The sequence below is a fragment of the Paraburkholderia tagetis genome (assembly GCF_022213065.1).
Taxonomy (GTDB): Bacteria; Pseudomonadota; Gammaproteobacteria; order Burkholderiales; family Burkholderiaceae; genus Paraburkholderia; species Paraburkholderia tagetis.
The window spans coordinates 1-15,032 of sequence record NZ_JAKLJA010000083.1 but is presented as its reverse complement, the minus strand read 5'-3'; the positions used below and the strand labels follow the sequence as shown (position 1 = coordinate 15,032).

At 58.3% G+C, this 15,032-nt stretch carries 13 protein-coding genes; 9 read left to right on the top strand and 4 right to left on the bottom strand.

The genetic code is table 11. The annotated features are described in order from the left end of the window. Window positions 1-90: 90 nt before the first annotated feature. Window positions 91-366 carry a hypothetical protein gene (locus L5014_RS37595; RefSeq protein WP_238468932.1) on the bottom strand — a complete coding sequence of 92 codons (276 nt, stop codon included), beginning with the start codon at window positions 364-366 and terminating at the stop codon, window positions 91-93. Window positions 367-1,387: 1,021 nt separating this feature from the next. On the opposite strand from L5014_RS37595, the gene L5014_RS37590 reads away from it, so the two are divergent. Beyond that, window positions 1,388-2,092 carry a hypothetical protein gene (locus L5014_RS37590; RefSeq protein WP_238468931.1) on the top strand — a complete coding sequence of 235 codons (705 nt, stop codon included), beginning with the start codon at window positions 1,388-1,390 and terminating at the stop codon, window positions 2,090-2,092. A gap of 549 nt (window positions 2,093-2,641) precedes the next feature. On the opposite strand, the gene L5014_RS37585 is transcribed toward L5014_RS37590, so the two are convergent. Next, window positions 2,642-3,397, bottom strand: coding sequence for a hypothetical protein (locus L5014_RS37585; protein WP_238468930.1), 756 nt, complete (start codon window positions 3,395-3,397; stop codon window positions 2,642-2,644). Between the two features lie 143 nt (window positions 3,398-3,540). Next, window positions 3,541-4,551 carry an SAP domain-containing protein gene (locus L5014_RS37580; RefSeq protein WP_238468929.1) on the bottom strand — a complete coding sequence of 337 codons (1,011 nt, stop codon included), beginning with the start codon at window positions 4,549-4,551 and terminating at the stop codon, window positions 3,541-3,543. Between the two features lie 229 nt (window positions 4,552-4,780). Here L5014_RS37580 and L5014_RS37575 point away from each other — a divergent pair, with 229 nt between their 5' ends. The 4 genes from L5014_RS37575 (at window position 4,781) to L5014_RS37560 (ending at window position 10,874) form a co-directional block, all read left to right on the top strand. Beyond that, entirely contained in the window at window positions 4,781-5,275 is a 495-nt protein-coding gene (locus L5014_RS37575; protein WP_238468928.1) for a 6,7-dimethyl-8-ribityllumazine synthase, read from the top strand. A 94-nt stretch (window positions 5,276-5,369) separates the two neighbouring features. Beyond that, on the top strand, window positions 5,370-6,761 hold the full coding sequence (locus L5014_RS37570; RefSeq protein WP_238468927.1) for an MFS transporter: 1,392 nt from the start codon (window positions 5,370-5,372) through the stop codon (window positions 6,759-6,761). A gap of 98 nt (window positions 6,762-6,859) precedes the next feature. Then, on the top strand, window positions 6,860-7,888 hold the full coding sequence (locus tag L5014_RS37565) for a DUF1338 domain-containing protein (RefSeq protein WP_238468926.1): 1,029 nt from the start codon (window positions 6,860-6,862) through the stop codon (window positions 7,886-7,888). Between the two features lies 1 nt (window position 7,889). Then, window positions 7,890-10,874, top strand: coding sequence for an FAD-binding and (Fe-S)-binding domain-containing protein (locus L5014_RS37560; RefSeq protein ID WP_238468925.1), 2,985 nt, complete (start codon window positions 7,890-7,892; stop codon window positions 10,872-10,874). A gap of 243 nt (window positions 10,875-11,117) precedes the next feature. Here L5014_RS37560 and L5014_RS37555 read toward each other — a convergent pair whose 3' ends face one another. Beyond that, on the bottom strand, window positions 11,118-11,627 hold the full coding sequence (locus L5014_RS37555) for a flavin reductase (protein WP_238468924.1): 510 nt from the start codon (window positions 11,625-11,627) through the stop codon (window positions 11,118-11,120). On the opposite strand from L5014_RS37555, the gene L5014_RS37550 reads away from it, so the two are divergent. From L5014_RS37550 to L5014_RS37535, 4 genes are all read left to right on the top strand, one after another. Continuing rightward, window positions 11,626-12,774, top strand: coding sequence for a LysR family transcriptional regulator (locus L5014_RS37550; RefSeq protein ID WP_238468923.1), 1,149 nt, complete (start codon window positions 11,626-11,628; stop codon window positions 12,772-12,774). The genes L5014_RS37555 and L5014_RS37550 overlap by 2 nt on opposite strands. Window positions 12,775-13,035: 261 nt before the next feature. Next, window positions 13,036-14,061, top strand: coding sequence for an LLM class flavin-dependent oxidoreductase (locus L5014_RS37545; RefSeq protein WP_274389655.1), 1,026 nt, complete (start codon window positions 13,036-13,038; stop codon window positions 14,059-14,061). A gap of 26 nt (window positions 14,062-14,087) precedes the next feature. Further along, window positions 14,088-14,606, top strand: coding sequence for a flavin reductase (locus L5014_RS37540; RefSeq protein ID WP_238468921.1), 519 nt, complete (start codon window positions 14,088-14,090; stop codon window positions 14,604-14,606). 97 nt (window positions 14,607-14,703) lie between these two features. Beyond that, entirely contained in the window at window positions 14,704-14,940 is a 237-nt protein-coding gene (locus tag L5014_RS37535; protein WP_420800204.1) for a hypothetical protein, read from the top strand. Window positions 14,941-15,032 lie beyond the last annotated feature (92 nt).

The following is a 15,032-nucleotide window of genomic DNA, read 5'->3' as shown; positions in this document are numbered from 1 at the left end:
ACCGGCCTTCTTTACGCCCCTCGTGTCCCGCGCTTCGCGCGGTGAAGTTCAAAAAATCGTTCCCGACGTTCGCGAGATAAACGCCTCCCGCTAAAACTCAAATAGTTCGGGACGTAACACCTCAAGGAATTTGGCATAGCGGCCAAGGTGCTTCATTGTCGCCTTGACAGTTTCGATGTCGACGTTACGAGGCGCGGCTCTCTCCAAAGCCCAAAGATTTGCTTCGTCCCAGCCTCGACCGTCACCCCAGAAGATTTGCGGCAGCCGCTCGATAGGTTCCTTCGATTGTCTTAACCAGACCAGTTCCTCTCTCTCGGATAAGGACGCATCGAAGAACTCGTGACGAATGTATTCAAGCTGCGCCATCGTCTGCTCCAGCGAAGCTGTTTCGGATGGCGCACCTTGAGTCACCACGCACAGGAGCGCATTGAACGAGCGAAGTTAAACCAAGTGTCACTCGAAAGGGCGAGGTGGTATGGTCGGTGAGTGGAGACGGACAATGAGCCGAGATTCGAGCAGTAGTTGTAGTGTTGCTCGCAGTACAGAACTCTTTGTGTTCCGCAGCCAGTTTGGGACGGTTGCTTCTGCGGGGAAAATGTAGCGAAAGGAGGTCTCGCCGGTCCCGCGGCTCTCCTCGGCAGCGACCACGGCGGTCGGAGATACCTCTAGTATTGGCGGTCGGCCGCGGACAAGTCGGACCGCTGACAACCCGCCAATGACAAATCCCATCTCGCTGCTCGATTGCTTGCCACATCGCATCCTCGTCACTGTACCCCTCTCATAAATAGGCGAGGTGGCCCCCGTCATAGGGCCGTGCGACGTCTTCGGGCGCGATATCGGTCAAATGGGCATTGCGCCCGTGTTCCAATCTAGCAAATGCTCTACCCCAGTTCAAGTATTTCGATTGCGCCGCCTGAATGAGCGTGCGAAGCAGAGCACCTCGGGAAAAAGCGCTGGCTAGCAGACTACTTGCGCATTACTAAATAAACGTTATACGGTTTGTGCTGAAATATATGCGGCGGTCGACTGTGCATTCGGCTAGATTGAACTGCCCCGCCAACGTCCGTTAGCAGCGGTGGCCGTTTTGAGTCGCGTGCACATCAGTGACGAAAGCGCTTGGACGGAGCAGCGCAGAAAAGCTTGCGAGCCCGCGACAGGATTCAATCTGGCTCGAGCACTGAGGGCGGTGCTGCGAATTGCTCGCTGTACGACTCCAGACGCATGCCAGATAGCGTGATGGGCTCCAGTACATGTCATCTTCGCCGGCTAAAGAGTTCCTCGTCGCAGCCGTTATTTCCGAAAGGCAATAGTTGGCCGATGACGCACGGGAAAGGCCTCGTTCTGTGCAATACGGTGCGCCATTTCAACTTGATGAGGAAATGCGGTGATGGGCAGCAACGTTCTTTCGCGCGGATTCGAGACAGTCGGTTTCAACATCGGCCGCCTTATGTCCAGTGTCCTTTCGCTCGGACACAAGGTGGTGGGCCGCGTGCTGGACTGGTGGATTTCCACGCCGGTGCAGCGCGTGGCATTCGTGAGTTTCGCGCGCGTGAACGCCCTTTACGTCACGCTTGCGTGCATGGTGACCACTAGCGTATTTGCGTGGCTGAACCCCACAAGCGACCTTGCGACAGCCTTGCTGCTGGTGACCTTCTTGCCGCTGCAGAGCATGTACTTCAGGCTGAACCCCGGCAAGGCGTCGATGATTGTGACGTCCTGCTACGGCCGCGAGTTGCGCGTGCATCTGCCCGATACGAGCGTGCGCCCTCGCGATGTCGCGGTACTTCGCGCGCAGGTCGACGAACTAGTGCGCATCGCCCGGATATGCCATGCGCGTACGTTGACGTTCAATTCGCCGCTTTTGGCAGCGAAGTCCACGAGCACCCTCCTGGCGCGTACTCTGGCGCGGGCCGCGGCGAGCGCGAATGCGGACGTGCGCGTCGAGGTCGAGGAGCCGAGGGAAGTTCACGTCATCTCACATGGCAACCTTTCGGTCTACGCGAACCGGTATGAGGCGCTGCGCGATGGACGCCTTGCCGTTGGCCCGCGTGGTAGGCTGATGAGCCGCAAGATGCTGGTGCGATTTAAGTAGCTCTCGAAACGCCACATCTCCAACTGCGGGGTGAGCGCATGGCATTTGCCGTCACCGCCGGCCGACGAGTCCCAACTTCCCAAGCTGAGAAGCCCGCCCGCGCCGCTTGGTGGAGCTACGCCTTCCCGAAAACGAGCAACTATCTGCGTAAGCTCCGGAGTCGTTCGCGTCAGGTTATCGGACTCTGAGAGACTGACGGCAGGATTTGAAGCGGGGGCACGACGCCTACATCAGCCGCCGCTACGGCAACGCGCCCCTGTGGTCCTTGCTCAACTATTCCGACGGCGATGCAGGGATTACAGTATAGCGAAGCTGTATCAGGTCGTCGTAAGAGTGTAAGCGTCGACGCAATGCTCCTTGCCGAGACCTCATTGACGACATTCGCAAAGCGACCTTGGATGAAGGTCCTGGTGTCGCCGCACTCGCCGCTGTGCTGCTGGCCAAGCGAGGTAATGCTCCCGGACACTGCGAAGCCGTTGCCCCCGACGCTCTTGCTGCAATACCCCTGCCACTGGCTTTGGGCCGGTATGAAGCACTCATGCCGGTCGGTTACGTCGCGGCGCGCTTTACTGCCGCGACCCGGCTCGCGACAACATGCAGCCGAACGGCAGCGTTGGTAACTCCAACGAAATGGTCCACTCGGTGTGGGTCGCCACCTCTAGCAGGTCTGGTGAAGTGCACCAGCACGCCGAGATTTTGTAACTTTGGGGCAAAAGCGCCTACATCTGTGAAGAGATTGATAGGCGTTTCGCCATTGTGGAAAGTATTTCTCGTTGCTTTGGCCGTAACCAGCTCAAGGACTCGCAGGCCGGGTACATCTGGCAACTTCAGATTCTCGTGTTTCGGCGTATTTGCCGCTTCGCTCTTTTCCGTGAACCAGCGAATGAAATCGACGAAATCGCGGTCGTTCAATGCTTCAGCGGCCATGAAAAGTTGCTCTTCTTCGTCACCTGCCTCGATGTTTTTCTTCCAAAGGGCTGCGACGAACACTGCGATTACCATCGGTCCGATATCTTTACTCGCACACAGCGCTACACGCCGATATGCGTCGAATAGCTCGGATGTTTCTTTGTCACCTTTTATGACCTTTGCCAGCAGTTCGTTTAGAGTCGCTGACTCATATCTGACGTCTTCTTGCTTGCGCAACTCATCAACCAACTGAGAGAAAAACTGCCTTCCTCGATGTTTATTCCAGCGAGAGATGACGTTCTTCTCAAGCCACTCGACACCGGAATCGACGAGCTTGTCGCCTGCCTTTTCGGCGACGTAATAGCCTACAGTTAAAGCCGTAATTGGTTCGACCATGGTTCCCTCTGCCGGTAATTGTCATCGTCGGCTGATGTTACAGCGTACTCGGAAGTAGATGATGCGTTTCGAGCGCTGAGTGCTCATCTAGGGGATGAGTGCGCAGCGGGGGGGCGAGCTGCGATTGGTTCGCTCCACCCGAACTAGTCAGTAAGGGGAGTGCGCATGTCCGGGAGCAGCAAACATCGGCAGCCCATCGCATGAGTGCAGGCGTACAACGGGAGTTCCGGTACCTTGTCTAGCGGCAGTGACTTACCGTTCAACGCGAGACAGGCTTCGCAAGAGTCATTGCACGCTGAGATGGTCGCAGTCTGGACATCCATTTCCCGATAGTTCGCCATATTAGCGACGAAGTTGGAGTGGAACACCAACATGCGGGCCGCCGTGTCGTTATCGAATCTGGAAACTCCTACGAAGTCGTCCGGCAACCACTCGGACGCGGTTTTTGTGCCCCACATGAGCATCATGCCCGCCGCAATTCGAAGCGGCTTCCAATCATTATCAAGCAAGTCCGCGAGAATCTTTGGTTGTACATCAAACAAGGTCTTCAGACGTCTAGGTTCATCCGCATCAGACTTCGACCAGTTAACTCCGGTTCCGCGAGGAAACACCTGACGGGACTCGTACTGCGCTACCGCCCGACACGCGCTAGCGAAATCTTCATTTCGCAAATATTCAAGGGATTCGCTCAATGCGGTCTGCTTTTCAGCTCTCTTTTGCTCCAGATATTTGCTGGTCGAGTCTCGCGCTTGCGGTGAACACTCTACGATATCGAACTGCTCCAGTTTTGCCGTCAGAGTCGCATCGTTAGCCCGAACTAGGCGCTCAATCAACACTTCCTTGTTTCCCGACGCGGGCAACTGCCGCTCCTTCAGAAAAACTTTGAGGTCTTTTACCGAAAAGGCCTCCAGTTTCGAGCGGGGTGCCGACGGCACAAGCAAGCCTTCAGAAAGAAAGCGTTGAATTGCTGTTTCCGCAGGCTCGCCGAGGACCTTGTCCCATTCGTACCCGCCGCCGGTGCGCCAGTTTTGTGGGAAGCAAAAACGACTCAGCAGTAGCAGATGTGGTTCACTCAACTGCTCGTGACATAGTGCAATTGTGGCTAGCGCGGTAGCTGAAGGCTGCACACGGGAACGCGAACCGAACAGTCTCATATGCTCCCCAAGGCGTAGAGGTCAGTGCTTCAACTGTAGTCGGTATCGTAGGTACCGCAATTGGATTGTCCATCGACTCTGGCGGCTGACCAGACTGCCGGTTCACCCACCCATATTTAGGGGCGAATCAGCTAGTAAAATTCTGCAAGGATGGTTGCCATTTTCGCCCATTCTCGGCACTGGCGACGAGGTCTACAGTACGTTCATCAATCTAAGCTTGGTGTTCGAAATGAACCTCCCCATCACCGCAGCGCGCCGCATCGCCTTCATCCAGGCATGCTGGCACCAGGACATTGTTGACCAGTGTCGAGACTCTTTTCTGCGGACGCTAGGTGAAAATGGGTTCGACGAGAACGCTGTCGACGTGTTCACCGTCCCCGGCGCGTTCGAAATTCCTCTACAAGCGAAGATTCTCGCCCGCACCGGCGAATACGCCGGCGTCGTCGGCGCCGGCTTCGTGGTGAACGGCGGAATCTATCGCCATGAGTTCGTCGCGCAAGCCGTCATCAGTGGACTGATGCAGGTGCAACTTGAAACGCTCACACCAGTTTTCTCCGCCGTCCTGACGCCCCACAACTTCCACGAGTGTGAAGAGCACAGCTCCTTCTTCCAATCGCACTTCGTCACGAAAGGGCGTGAGGTCGCACTTGCCTGCCTGAGCACGCTCCACAGTCTGCAACAAGCTGCAACGGCGGCCGAAGGCGCCGAACACGCCACGACCTGAATCACAGATTCATCGGTCGGCTCGTGCGTGCCAGGACGACGTCGTCAGTGTCTGAGGTAATGCCGAATGAACGGCGCTCTATCGGAAACCACACATGTCAGTGTCCTGCCAATCTACCTCTTCATCCGATGCCCAATCGATGCAACCGCCCGCGCGCGTCCGCGTGTTGGCGATGCTTGCCATCTCGATTGCGGTGTTTATGGCGGTGCTTGACACAGCTGTCACGAATACCGCGCTTCCGACAATCACCAGAGATTTACACATCCTCGGTGCGGATGCTGTTTGGATTGTGACCACCTATCAACTTGTCATGGTCGCGGCCATGCTTCCGCTTGGGGCTATCGGCGAGATTCATGGCCACCATCGAGTATTCGTGGCTGGGCTCGTGCTCTTTACGCTTTCCTCACTCGGCTGCGGATTGGCGTGGTCATTGTCGAGCCTTGTGGCCGCCCGCGCCATACAAGGTCTCGGGGCGGCGGCAATTATGAGCGCAAATACTGCGCTGGTCCGCTTCATTTATCCGGAACAGAAACTCGGTCGTGGACTGGGCCTAAACGCGCTAGTTATCGCTGCCGGCTTTGCGGCAGGTCCGACCGTTGCGTCGCTTATTCTTTCGGTTTCCACGTGGCATTGGCTATTCCTCGTCAACGTTCCCGCGTGTGGCGTCGCGGCACTGCTCGCATGGCAGTTTTTGCCTGCTACGACGACTGCCCAACGCCGATTTGACTGGGGCGCGGCGCTTCTATGTGCAGCGATGTTTGCATTCATTGTTCACGGTATCGGTGAAGGGACCCACCGAGCACCGCTTCAAGTGCTGTTGGCTGAACTCGCCCTTGCCGTGACGTGTGGTTACGCACTCACGCGTCGTCAATCGGGAGAGGCGGCCCCGCTTCTGGCGGTCGACCTGTTCCGCAGGCCGGTCTTTTCGCTGTCGGCTGTTGCCGCTATCTGCGCGTTCACCGCTCAAGGCATTGCGTTCGTCTCGTTGCCGTTTCTGTTGCAGACCTCGATGGGACGCAGTCAGATTGAGACGGGTTTTCTCATTACGCCTTGGCCTGTCCTTGGCGCAATCATGGCGCCAATTTCTGGCTCCCTTTCTGACAAAGTGCCAGCAGGCTTTCTCGGCGGACTTGGTCTCGCACTTCTAAGCGTCGGGTTCGCGGTGCTGGCGCTTCTGCCGAACGATGCCTCCACGGTGCTCATTGCGGGCTCGATGACGTTGTGCGGATTCGGCTTCGGACTGTTTCTGTCGCCGAACCAACGCACCATCATGTCGAGCGCCCCACCCGAACGAGGTGGAGCAGCGAGCGGAATTCTTGGCGTCGCACGTCTATTGGGTCAGGCGACCGGAGCGAGCCTTGTCGCACTGACACTCGGCATTTCCCATCAGCACGGTCCGGTCATCGCACTTTGGTCGGGCTGCCTGTTCGCATTGCTCGGCGGCGTATTGAGCGTACTACGACTGTTCACACCAAGGCGAGCTTAAGCGGATTCCACGCGTGCGCGCCGCGTTCGATGGCACGGCCGACGCCTCATTTTGCTGCACCTGTTTTGACCCGACCAACTTTTGCGTGAGAGAAAGCGATGCGTAACCCGAATCTCGAAGCCCTTCTTGTCCGGATGCTCGGCCAGGAGAAGACTGACTCGTTGTTTTCGACGTTGAATGTGCCCGAGCTGTTGGGCGAATGGGAAGATGGCGTTGTGACGAGAGCTGAACTCGCTCAAGCGATGAACATGGCGCTCTTTGACGACCTGCTCGAACGTTCGGAGAACGGCCGCACGTATACGCGCGAAGCGGTGGCGAACGGCGGTTCTGTTCATTTCGACCACGGAGCATTGCGCACCGTCCGGTGGGCAAACAACGGCGCGCTGCCGCCCGGAGAAGTGGCCTTCGCGCGTATTCTGCGCCCTCTCGGCTATCGGCTCAATGGTCGCTATCCGCTCGATAAGCTCGGCATGACGGGGCGGGCCTATGCGCATCAGGATGCACCCGACGACATCGCTCAATTCTTCGTTAGCGAGCTTCACCCGGAACGCTTTTCAGAAGAGTTCCAACAGGCCGTCACGAATGTTGTGAGCACCTCGCGAGACCCGCTGTCGCCGGTGGCGGTCTTGCAGCTTTGGGAATTGGACCGCGACGGTTCGATTTCAATCGACACTGCGCACGCGCTCCTTCCGGTCATTGTCGGCGCGTTCTCCCGCCAACACGACATCCCGCATTTGCGCGACTACGAGACGCTGCTGCGCGAGTCGGCAGAGATGGCCTGGATTGCGACAGAGGGTAACGCGTTCAATCACGCAACCGACCGCGTCGCTGACGTTTTTGCATTGTCCGAGCGCGAAATCGCAAATGGGCGACCGATGAAGTCCGAAGTGGAACGTTCCCGCTCGGGGCGTGTTTTCCAGACCGCGTATCGCGCTGACCTCGTCGAGCGGCAGTTCTTGTCTGGTCACGGCGACGTGGTCACGCGAACCGTGCCCGGGTCGTTCTACGAGTTCATCACACGCAAACGCCAACTCGACCGCGAAACGCAACGCTGGACGACCGACCTTCGCTTTGACGCGGGCAATGCACAGGGTATCTTCAAGATGACCGCGAACGCAGGTAAGTAACGTGAAGTCAGCCACGCCGTTTGATGCAAGTTCCGACCTGGTCAGCAGACTTGCGTCGGACCTCCGAAGCCACATGAAGGGGGGAGTTCGATTCGATAGTGGCTCCAAAGCGCTGTATGCGTCGGATGCCTCCAACTATCGGCAAATCCCAATCGGCGTGGTGGTGCCCAAGGATGTCGACGACCTCGTTCTCGCGCTCGAGGTATGCCGACGCAACGATGTCCCGTTCCTGGCGCGCGGAGGTGGCACTTCGCAGAACGGGCAGGGCGTCAATGTGGCTGTCGTCGCCGACGTGAGCAAGTATGTGAATCGCGTGGTGGCCATCGATGCTGAGAACAAAACCGCCCTGGTTGAACCGGGAGTCGTTTGTGACTCTCTGCGCGACGCAGCGGAGCAATACGGCCTGACCTTCGCGCCGGACCCTGCCACGCATAGTCGTTGCACATTGGGCGGAATGATAGCTAACAACTCTTGCGGTGCACACTCGGTGATGGCCGGCAAGACGGTCGAGAACGTTGAGGCACTTCACGTCGCGACGTATGACGGTGCCCAATTTTGGGTTGGACCGACCACCGAAACGGAGTTGGAACAAATCATTGCGCGGGGTGGACGACGCGGTGAAATCTATACGCGCCTTCGCGCACTGCGCGACCGATACGCCGAAAGGATTCGAAGCGAATTCCCTCAAATCAAACGGCGTGTGTCGGGTTTCAACCTTGACCAGCTGCTTCCCGAAAACGGCTTCAATGTCGCGCGCGCGCTGGTTGGCACCGAAGGCACCTGCGCGGTCACGCTACAGGCGAAAGTGCGGTTGGTGCATAGCCCAGCTCAGCGCGTGCTGCTCGTGCTCGGATTCGATGACATCTTCATCGCTGCCGATGCTGTTTCCCATTTCAACCGCTTCTCTCCTATCGCTATCGAAGGATTGGACCGCGGCATCATCCGGGGCTTGCAGGCGCGAGGTCTGAAGGGCGAAGAAATCGCGTTGTTACCTGCTGGCGACGCCTGGGTCGTGCTCGAATTTGGCGCTGATACTGCGGATGAAGCACTCAGGCAGGCACATGAGGCCAATGCGTATTTTGGCGCGGGGCACGCTGGTTCGCGGGTCAGCGGCATGGTCGTTGAAAGCAAGAGTCAGCAACAGAAGATTTGGTCTATCCGGGAGACCGGAGCATCGGCGGTCGCGCTTTCCATCGACCCATCGAAGCCGGACCCAATCGCCGGGTGGGAAGACGCAGCCGTGGACCCGTTGCGCCTCGGTGACTACCTGCGACAGTTCCAGGCGCTCGTCGACCGTTACGGCTACGAGACCTGCCTGTACGGGCATTTTGGCGATGGCTGCGTGCATGCGCGAATCACCTTCGACATTCGGACCGTTGAAGGCGTCGCGACGTGGCGAAAGTTCTTGCGAGAGGCGGCCCAACTGGTCGTTGACTTCGGCGGGTCGCTGTCAGGCGAGCACGGAGACGGGCAAGCCAAGGCGGAGTTTTTGCCCATCATGTACGGCCCTGAGATTATGCAGGCGATGGCCGAATTCAAGGAAATATGGGACCCGGCGAACAGGCTGAACCCTGGCAAGGTCGTTAATGCATATCGCGTCGACGAGAATCTGCGGATGGGGCCAGCGTACAAGCCGGTTACGCTGGCAACCCGGCTGACCTTCACGAGTCGCGAAGGCAACGGGATGCAACGGGCCGTTGAACGATGCATTGGCATGGGCAAATGTCGCTCGCACGACGGCGGGACGATGTGCCCGAGCTACAGGGCGACGCGCGAAGAGAAATATTCAACGCGTGGACGGGCGCACCTGTTCTGGGAGATGCTGCAGGGTGAGGTCATCTCGGACGGTTGGAACAGCCGTGAAGTCAAAGAAGCACTCGACACATGCCTTGCGTGCAAAGGTTGCAAGTCCGACTGTCCGACCCATACCGATATGGCCTCATACAAGGCCGAGTTCCTTTCCCACTACTATGAGACGCATGCGCGGCCCCGTCAGGCCTGGTTCATGGGAATGATTGGTCAATGGGCACCGCTTGCGAGCAAAGCGCCGCGCCTAGTGAACTTTCTGACGTCTGGCATCACCGGCCGACTCGGGAAATGGGTCGCGGGCGTTGCGCCGGAGCGCAGCCTACCAGTCTTTGCACGTCGAACCTTCCGTTCGATGGTGAGAGACATGCCGACCAAAGAAGCCGGTCCGGCGGGGAAGGTCATATTGTGGGTCGACACATTCAACGACCACTTTTCACCTGACGTAGCAATTGCTGCAGTGAAGGTACTGGAGTGGCTGGGATACGAGGTTGTGCTGCCGCGGCGCCGATTGTGCTGCGGCCGTCCGTTGTACGACTATGGCCTGGTAGACAGGGCTCGCGCACTTCTCGAGACGGCGGTGGTGGAACTGTCCCCCGAAATTGCCGCCGGCGTACCGGTTGTCGGACTTGAGCCTGGCTGTCTGTCGGTTTTCAAGGACGAGTTGCTGAAGCAGTTACCTGACAATCGAGCGGCTGCCAAGCTCTCGGAACAAACTCATCTGTTCTCGGATTTTGTCGCACGAGCGGACGTCGAATGGCCACGCCTCGATGCTGATGTCGTCGTCCATGGACATTGCCATCAAAAATCGGTCTTCGGTATGAACGGAGAGAAGGTGCTTCTCGACAAGATTGGTGTTCGTTGGTCGTTGCTCGACACGGGCTGCTGCGGGATGGCTGGCTCGTTCGGCTTCAATACTGAACACTACGAGCTGTCGATGAAGATTGCTGAAGATTCGTTGCTTCCGAAGCTCCGCAAGGCCTCGCCCGACGCCTGGGTTGTGACCAACGGCTTCAGTTGCAAGGAACAGATTGCGGCTACTGGCAAGCATTCGATTCACATGGCCGAACTAATGTTCAGGGCCGTCGAGCAAGCCGGATTCGGCGCCGCTGGACATGCGCCCATGGACTCCTCCCGCAGAACAGTCGACCACGCGAGCGACAGCGGTACCGTGGTTTAGGCCGGCTATAGTAGGTAGGAGCTACGAAATGTACGAGGCGCGTGTTTCAGCTACCAATTGGCGCTGCAGCCTTGCGGAGCGAGAAAGCGCTACTAGGAAGTCAGTGGGCGGCGTAACACGCGCCGCTGGCATGCGCTATCCACTCTTTTGAGGAGTGGCCGCTCGTGATGTTGCTTGATGCAGCCACTGGAGAGCCGAAAGGGCGATACCGCTTTGCACGATATCGCCCATCCATCAACCACTTTATGCAGCGGCCAGTTGCTCTTGCGCCGCACCGACCGGATGAAAGCTGCGACGGAAATACACCAGCCCTGCAGAGTCACTATGGCGCACGGCGTCTACTTCGACGAAGAATACGGTATGAGTGCCTTTCTCGACCACGTCGGTGATGCGCCCGTCGAACGAGACGAGCGCGTCTCGGAGCACCGGTGCGCCGGTGGCCATCTTCGTCCACTCGCCGGTCTCGAAGCGTTGCTCCGGGCTGCACTTGGTCGCACCGGCGAACACAGAGGAAACGTCCTCCTGCTCGGCGCTGACGGTGTTCACGCAGAGAACGCCGTTTTCCTTGAAGAGCGGATGGCTCCGGCTCGTCCGATTGATACAGACGGCGACCGTCGGCGGTTCATCGGTGACGCTGCAAACGGCGCTGGCCGTCATGCCCGCACGACCCGCCGCTCCGTCGGTCGTGATGACATTGACTGCGGCACCGAGCTGCGCCATCGCGTTGCGAAAGTCTTGGCGTTCGACAGACATGTTTGTCTCCTTAGGGATAGAGGGGAAGCGCGGTCTGGGCTGCAAGGTGGCGCTCTATGCGCCTGGATGTATCGCATCCGTCCATCGCTTCATGACTTCAGTATTGCCGCTCATCCTGCACGCGGGAAGCCAAAAAACTGCGAACCACTCTTTCAACCCTGATGGCAATCCGGTACTTTTGCCGGAAGCGCCCATCCGAAACAACGTACTGACCACCATGCTGATGAATCGGATTGACGCGATGGCCCTGTTCGTCACGGCTATCGACGCAGGTAGTCTTTCAGCGGCTGCGCGCGAACGCGGCCTATCGCTTTCCTCCGTGAGCCGATACCTGACGATGCTCGAGGAGCGTATCGGCACCCGGCTCATCATCCGTTCTACGCGCATGCTGGCACTTACGGAGGCTGGTCGTGCCTACTACGAGAAGGCAAAACGGTTACTGGCGGAAATCGACGAAATGGAAGCCAGCTTGACGGAAGCGTCAGAGGCTCCCGTCGGCAAGCTGCATGTCTGCGGGCCCACCTTGTTCGGGCGAGTCTTCATGCTACCTATCCTGGCCAAGTTCCTCGTTGATAATCCCAAAGTGACACTTGATGTCATGCTCCTGGACCGGCAACTGAATCTCGTCGAAGAGGGTATCGACATCGCGGTGCGTATTGGTCATATGGAGGACTCAAGCCTCATTGCACGTCGGCTAGGCTCGCTGCGATGGGTCATCAGCGCCGCACCGGATTATCTGGAAAAGCGGGGTACTCCAACGACAATCGAAGACTTGGATAAGCACGATTGCTTGATTTACGGGCAATCCAGCATCAGCTCGGAATGGCAGATGCTCAGTGGCGGCAAGCCAACCAACGTGAAGGTCCCCGTTCGTATGCGGTCGAATACGCTGGACGGTGTCGTCGCCGCGGCAGTGGAGGGCGCTGGGCTCGTCTATGCGCCCGCCTGGTCGGTCGCGCAGCACGTTGCCGAGGGGCGGCTCCAGGTTCTCCTGCGCAATTTCGAGCTGCCGCCGCGTCCAATCAATGCGGTGTTCACACACAACCGTTTGATGGCAGTGAAGGTCAGGTCTCTGCTCGACTACTTCGTCGAACATCTCTCCAAGACGGATTTCGACACGGTTCCCGAGTTTAGAAGCGCCCTGTAGGCAAGCTTTCGGAATCGGGAGACCTGCGGCCTACTTGCCGTTGGTCTCGCTCGGGGTCTTCCCGAATTGGGCGTTCGCATTTCCTCATTCGCCCGCCGTCGCACATCCTCTCTCGCCCATCTAGGGCGCCGCAGTGCTGCAAGCCCCCATCTCCTCAAATTCTGCAAGGCTGGTTGCCAGTGCATCGCCTTCTGCTCGATAGGTCATCGAGTGATACTGCCTCCACAAACACTGCGGTTGCATCCGCCTAAGGAGATAGACATGCTTTTCGGATTGTTCGGTAGTGCTCAGGCAAACAGCTCGACCTTGGGCGCAGGCATCGGTCAGGGGTTTCACGACTACATCGACTTCAACGTCGAAGCGGAGAAACTCGGCTTCTACAGCACCTTTCTCGTGGAGCACCACTTCACTGGCTGGGGACAGGTTTCGTCCACGCTCAACCTCCTGACGTGGTTGGCCGCACGTACGACAACGCTGCGCGTCGGAACCGCCACGATGGTGCTCCCGTGGCACAACCCCGTGCTCCTCGCTGAGCAGGCTGCAACGCTCGAACTGCTGTCTGGCGGTCGCCTCGACCTCGGCGTGGGCAAAGGCTATCGTCATGCCGAGTTCACGGGTTTCAATATTCCTATCGAAGAAGCAGAAGCGCGCTTCGAGGAGTGTCTCGACATCATGCTCAAGTCGTGGGGCGCCAGTGAGCGCTTTTCCCACCACGGCAAATTCTGGAACTTCAACGACGTTGTCGTGGAGCCGAATGTCGCGCAACGGCCGGCGATGTGGATGGGTGCGGGTAGCGAACCGTCGATTCGCAAAGTCGCGGCTCGAGGCTTCAATCTGCTGCTGGACCAGTTCGCTGACGCAAATCTCACCGGCCAGCGCATCGAATTCTTCAAGCAAGCAATCAGCGAGCAGGGCAGGGCGTACAACCGCAATGAAGTCGCGGTTGCTCGCGACCTCTTCATCGCAAAGGACGAACAGGATAAGCAGGCGGCCATCGAACGCCTGAACCAGTCCCGCCAACGCACGATTGAGCATGCACGTGCTCCGGACAAAGCCGGCGGCTCGCACATCCTGTCGTACTCGAAGGGCGGCCTGCCTCCGACCGACAGCGCTCTCGTCGGTACTGTCGAGGAAATCCGCGAGAAGATTCATGCGCTCAAAGAAGCGGGTGCTGGCTATCTCATCTGCAGCATTCTCGGCGGCTCGCGTGACACGTTGCACCGATTCGCCAGCGAGATTCTTCCCGAGTTCCAGACTGAACCGGAAGAAGAAGGTGTGTCCGCGTAACCAACTACCGTCACAAGGGAGCAGTCATGTCTGTCGACCGGTTGGCGTTTCGCGAGGCGATGGCTCATCTTGGTGCCGCGGTGAACATCATCACGTCTGACGGTGTCGCCGGACGCGCAGGTATGACAGCCAGCGCTGTATTCAGCGTCACTGACGAGCCGCCAACAGTCGCAGTCTGTATCAATCGTTCCAGTCGTAGCGAGGCGGTGTTTCGGAAGAACGCGGTGCTTTGTATCAACACGGTGAGCGCGCGCCAGCGCGACATCGCCGCAGTGTTTGCTGGAGCGACAAAGTGTGTTCCGGAGGAGCGCTTTGACTCCGGAAAGTGGATGACGCTTGCGACGGGCGCTCCCGTTCTTGAGGGAGCTGCTGCCGCATTCGACGGAGTGGTCACTACCGTTGTTGACAAAGGAACGCACGCTGTCTTCTTCGTTGAAGTCAGGGCCGTTGCGTACCAGGAGGAGGGCGGCCTCGTCTACTTCCAGCGCGATTTCCATCCGGTTGGCCACTTTGACCACCCCGACGACACCGCCATGACGCAGTAACCAAAGAGAGCTCGCCGCGAACGACTTCCTGAAGAGAAGTGGCGGCACGCTAAATACCCCATCCAGAAATGCATTCTTCGAATGCGTCGGAGGAGACATGAGTTCGCAGGACACCCTCAATCCCGCGCTTCCTAAGGCGGTGACCGACCTCAGCCAGCCTATCGGTGCGGCACGCAGATTGCGAGCCATCTTTATTGGCTCGCTGGGTAATCTCGTCGAGTGGTACGACTTCTATGCCTATGCGGCGTTCGCGCTTTATTTCGCGAATCAGTTTTTCCCGCACGGTGACCCCATCACGCAGCAAGGCAATGTCCCAAGCGTAGTTGAAGGTTGAAGGCGGCGGTTCCCCGTTGGGAATCCGAGAGAATCGGGTTTCCACGACCAACCTTCCCGGACAGGGAACCAAGGAGAACCGCCACATGAAGC

Excerpts from the sequence above, each read along its gene's own strand:
- L5014_RS37595 (WP_238468932.1), bottom strand. The coding sequence starts at position 366 with ATGGCGCAGCTTGAATACATTCGTCACGAGTTCTTCGATGCGTCCTTA.
- L5014_RS37590 (WP_238468931.1), top strand. The coding sequence starts at position 1,388 with ATGGGCAGCAACGTTCTTTCGCGCGGATTCGAGACAGTCGGTTTCAAC.
- L5014_RS37585 (WP_238468930.1), bottom strand. The coding sequence starts at position 3,397 with ATGGTCGAACCAATTACGGCTTTAACTGTAGGCTATTACGTCGCCGAA.
- L5014_RS37580 (WP_238468929.1), bottom strand. The coding sequence starts at position 4,551 with ATGAGACTGTTCGGTTCGCGTTCCCGTGTGCAGCCTTCAGCTACCGCG.
- L5014_RS37575 (WP_238468928.1), top strand. The coding sequence starts at position 4,781 with ATGAACCTCCCCATCACCGCAGCGCGCCGCATCGCCTTCATCCAGGCA.
- L5014_RS37570 (WP_238468927.1), top strand. The coding sequence starts at position 5,370 with ATGTCAGTGTCCTGCCAATCTACCTCTTCATCCGATGCCCAATCGATG.
- L5014_RS37565 (WP_238468926.1), top strand. The coding sequence starts at position 6,860 with ATGCGTAACCCGAATCTCGAAGCCCTTCTTGTCCGGATGCTCGGCCAG.
- L5014_RS37550 (WP_238468923.1), top strand. The coding sequence starts at position 11,626 with ATGTTTGTCTCCTTAGGGATAGAGGGGAAGCGCGGTCTGGGCTGCAAG.
- L5014_RS37555 (WP_238468924.1), bottom strand. The coding sequence starts at position 11,627 with ATGTCTGTCGAACGCCAAGACTTTCGCAACGCGATGGCGCAGCTCGGT.
- L5014_RS37545 (WP_274389655.1), top strand. The coding sequence starts at position 13,036 with ATGCTTTTCGGATTGTTCGGTAGTGCTCAGGCAAACAGCTCGACCTTG.
- L5014_RS37540 (WP_238468921.1), top strand. The coding sequence starts at position 14,088 with ATGTCTGTCGACCGGTTGGCGTTTCGCGAGGCGATGGCTCATCTTGGT.
- L5014_RS37535 (WP_420800204.1), top strand. The coding sequence starts at position 14,704 with ATGAGTTCGCAGGACACCCTCAATCCCGCGCTTCCTAAGGCGGTGACC.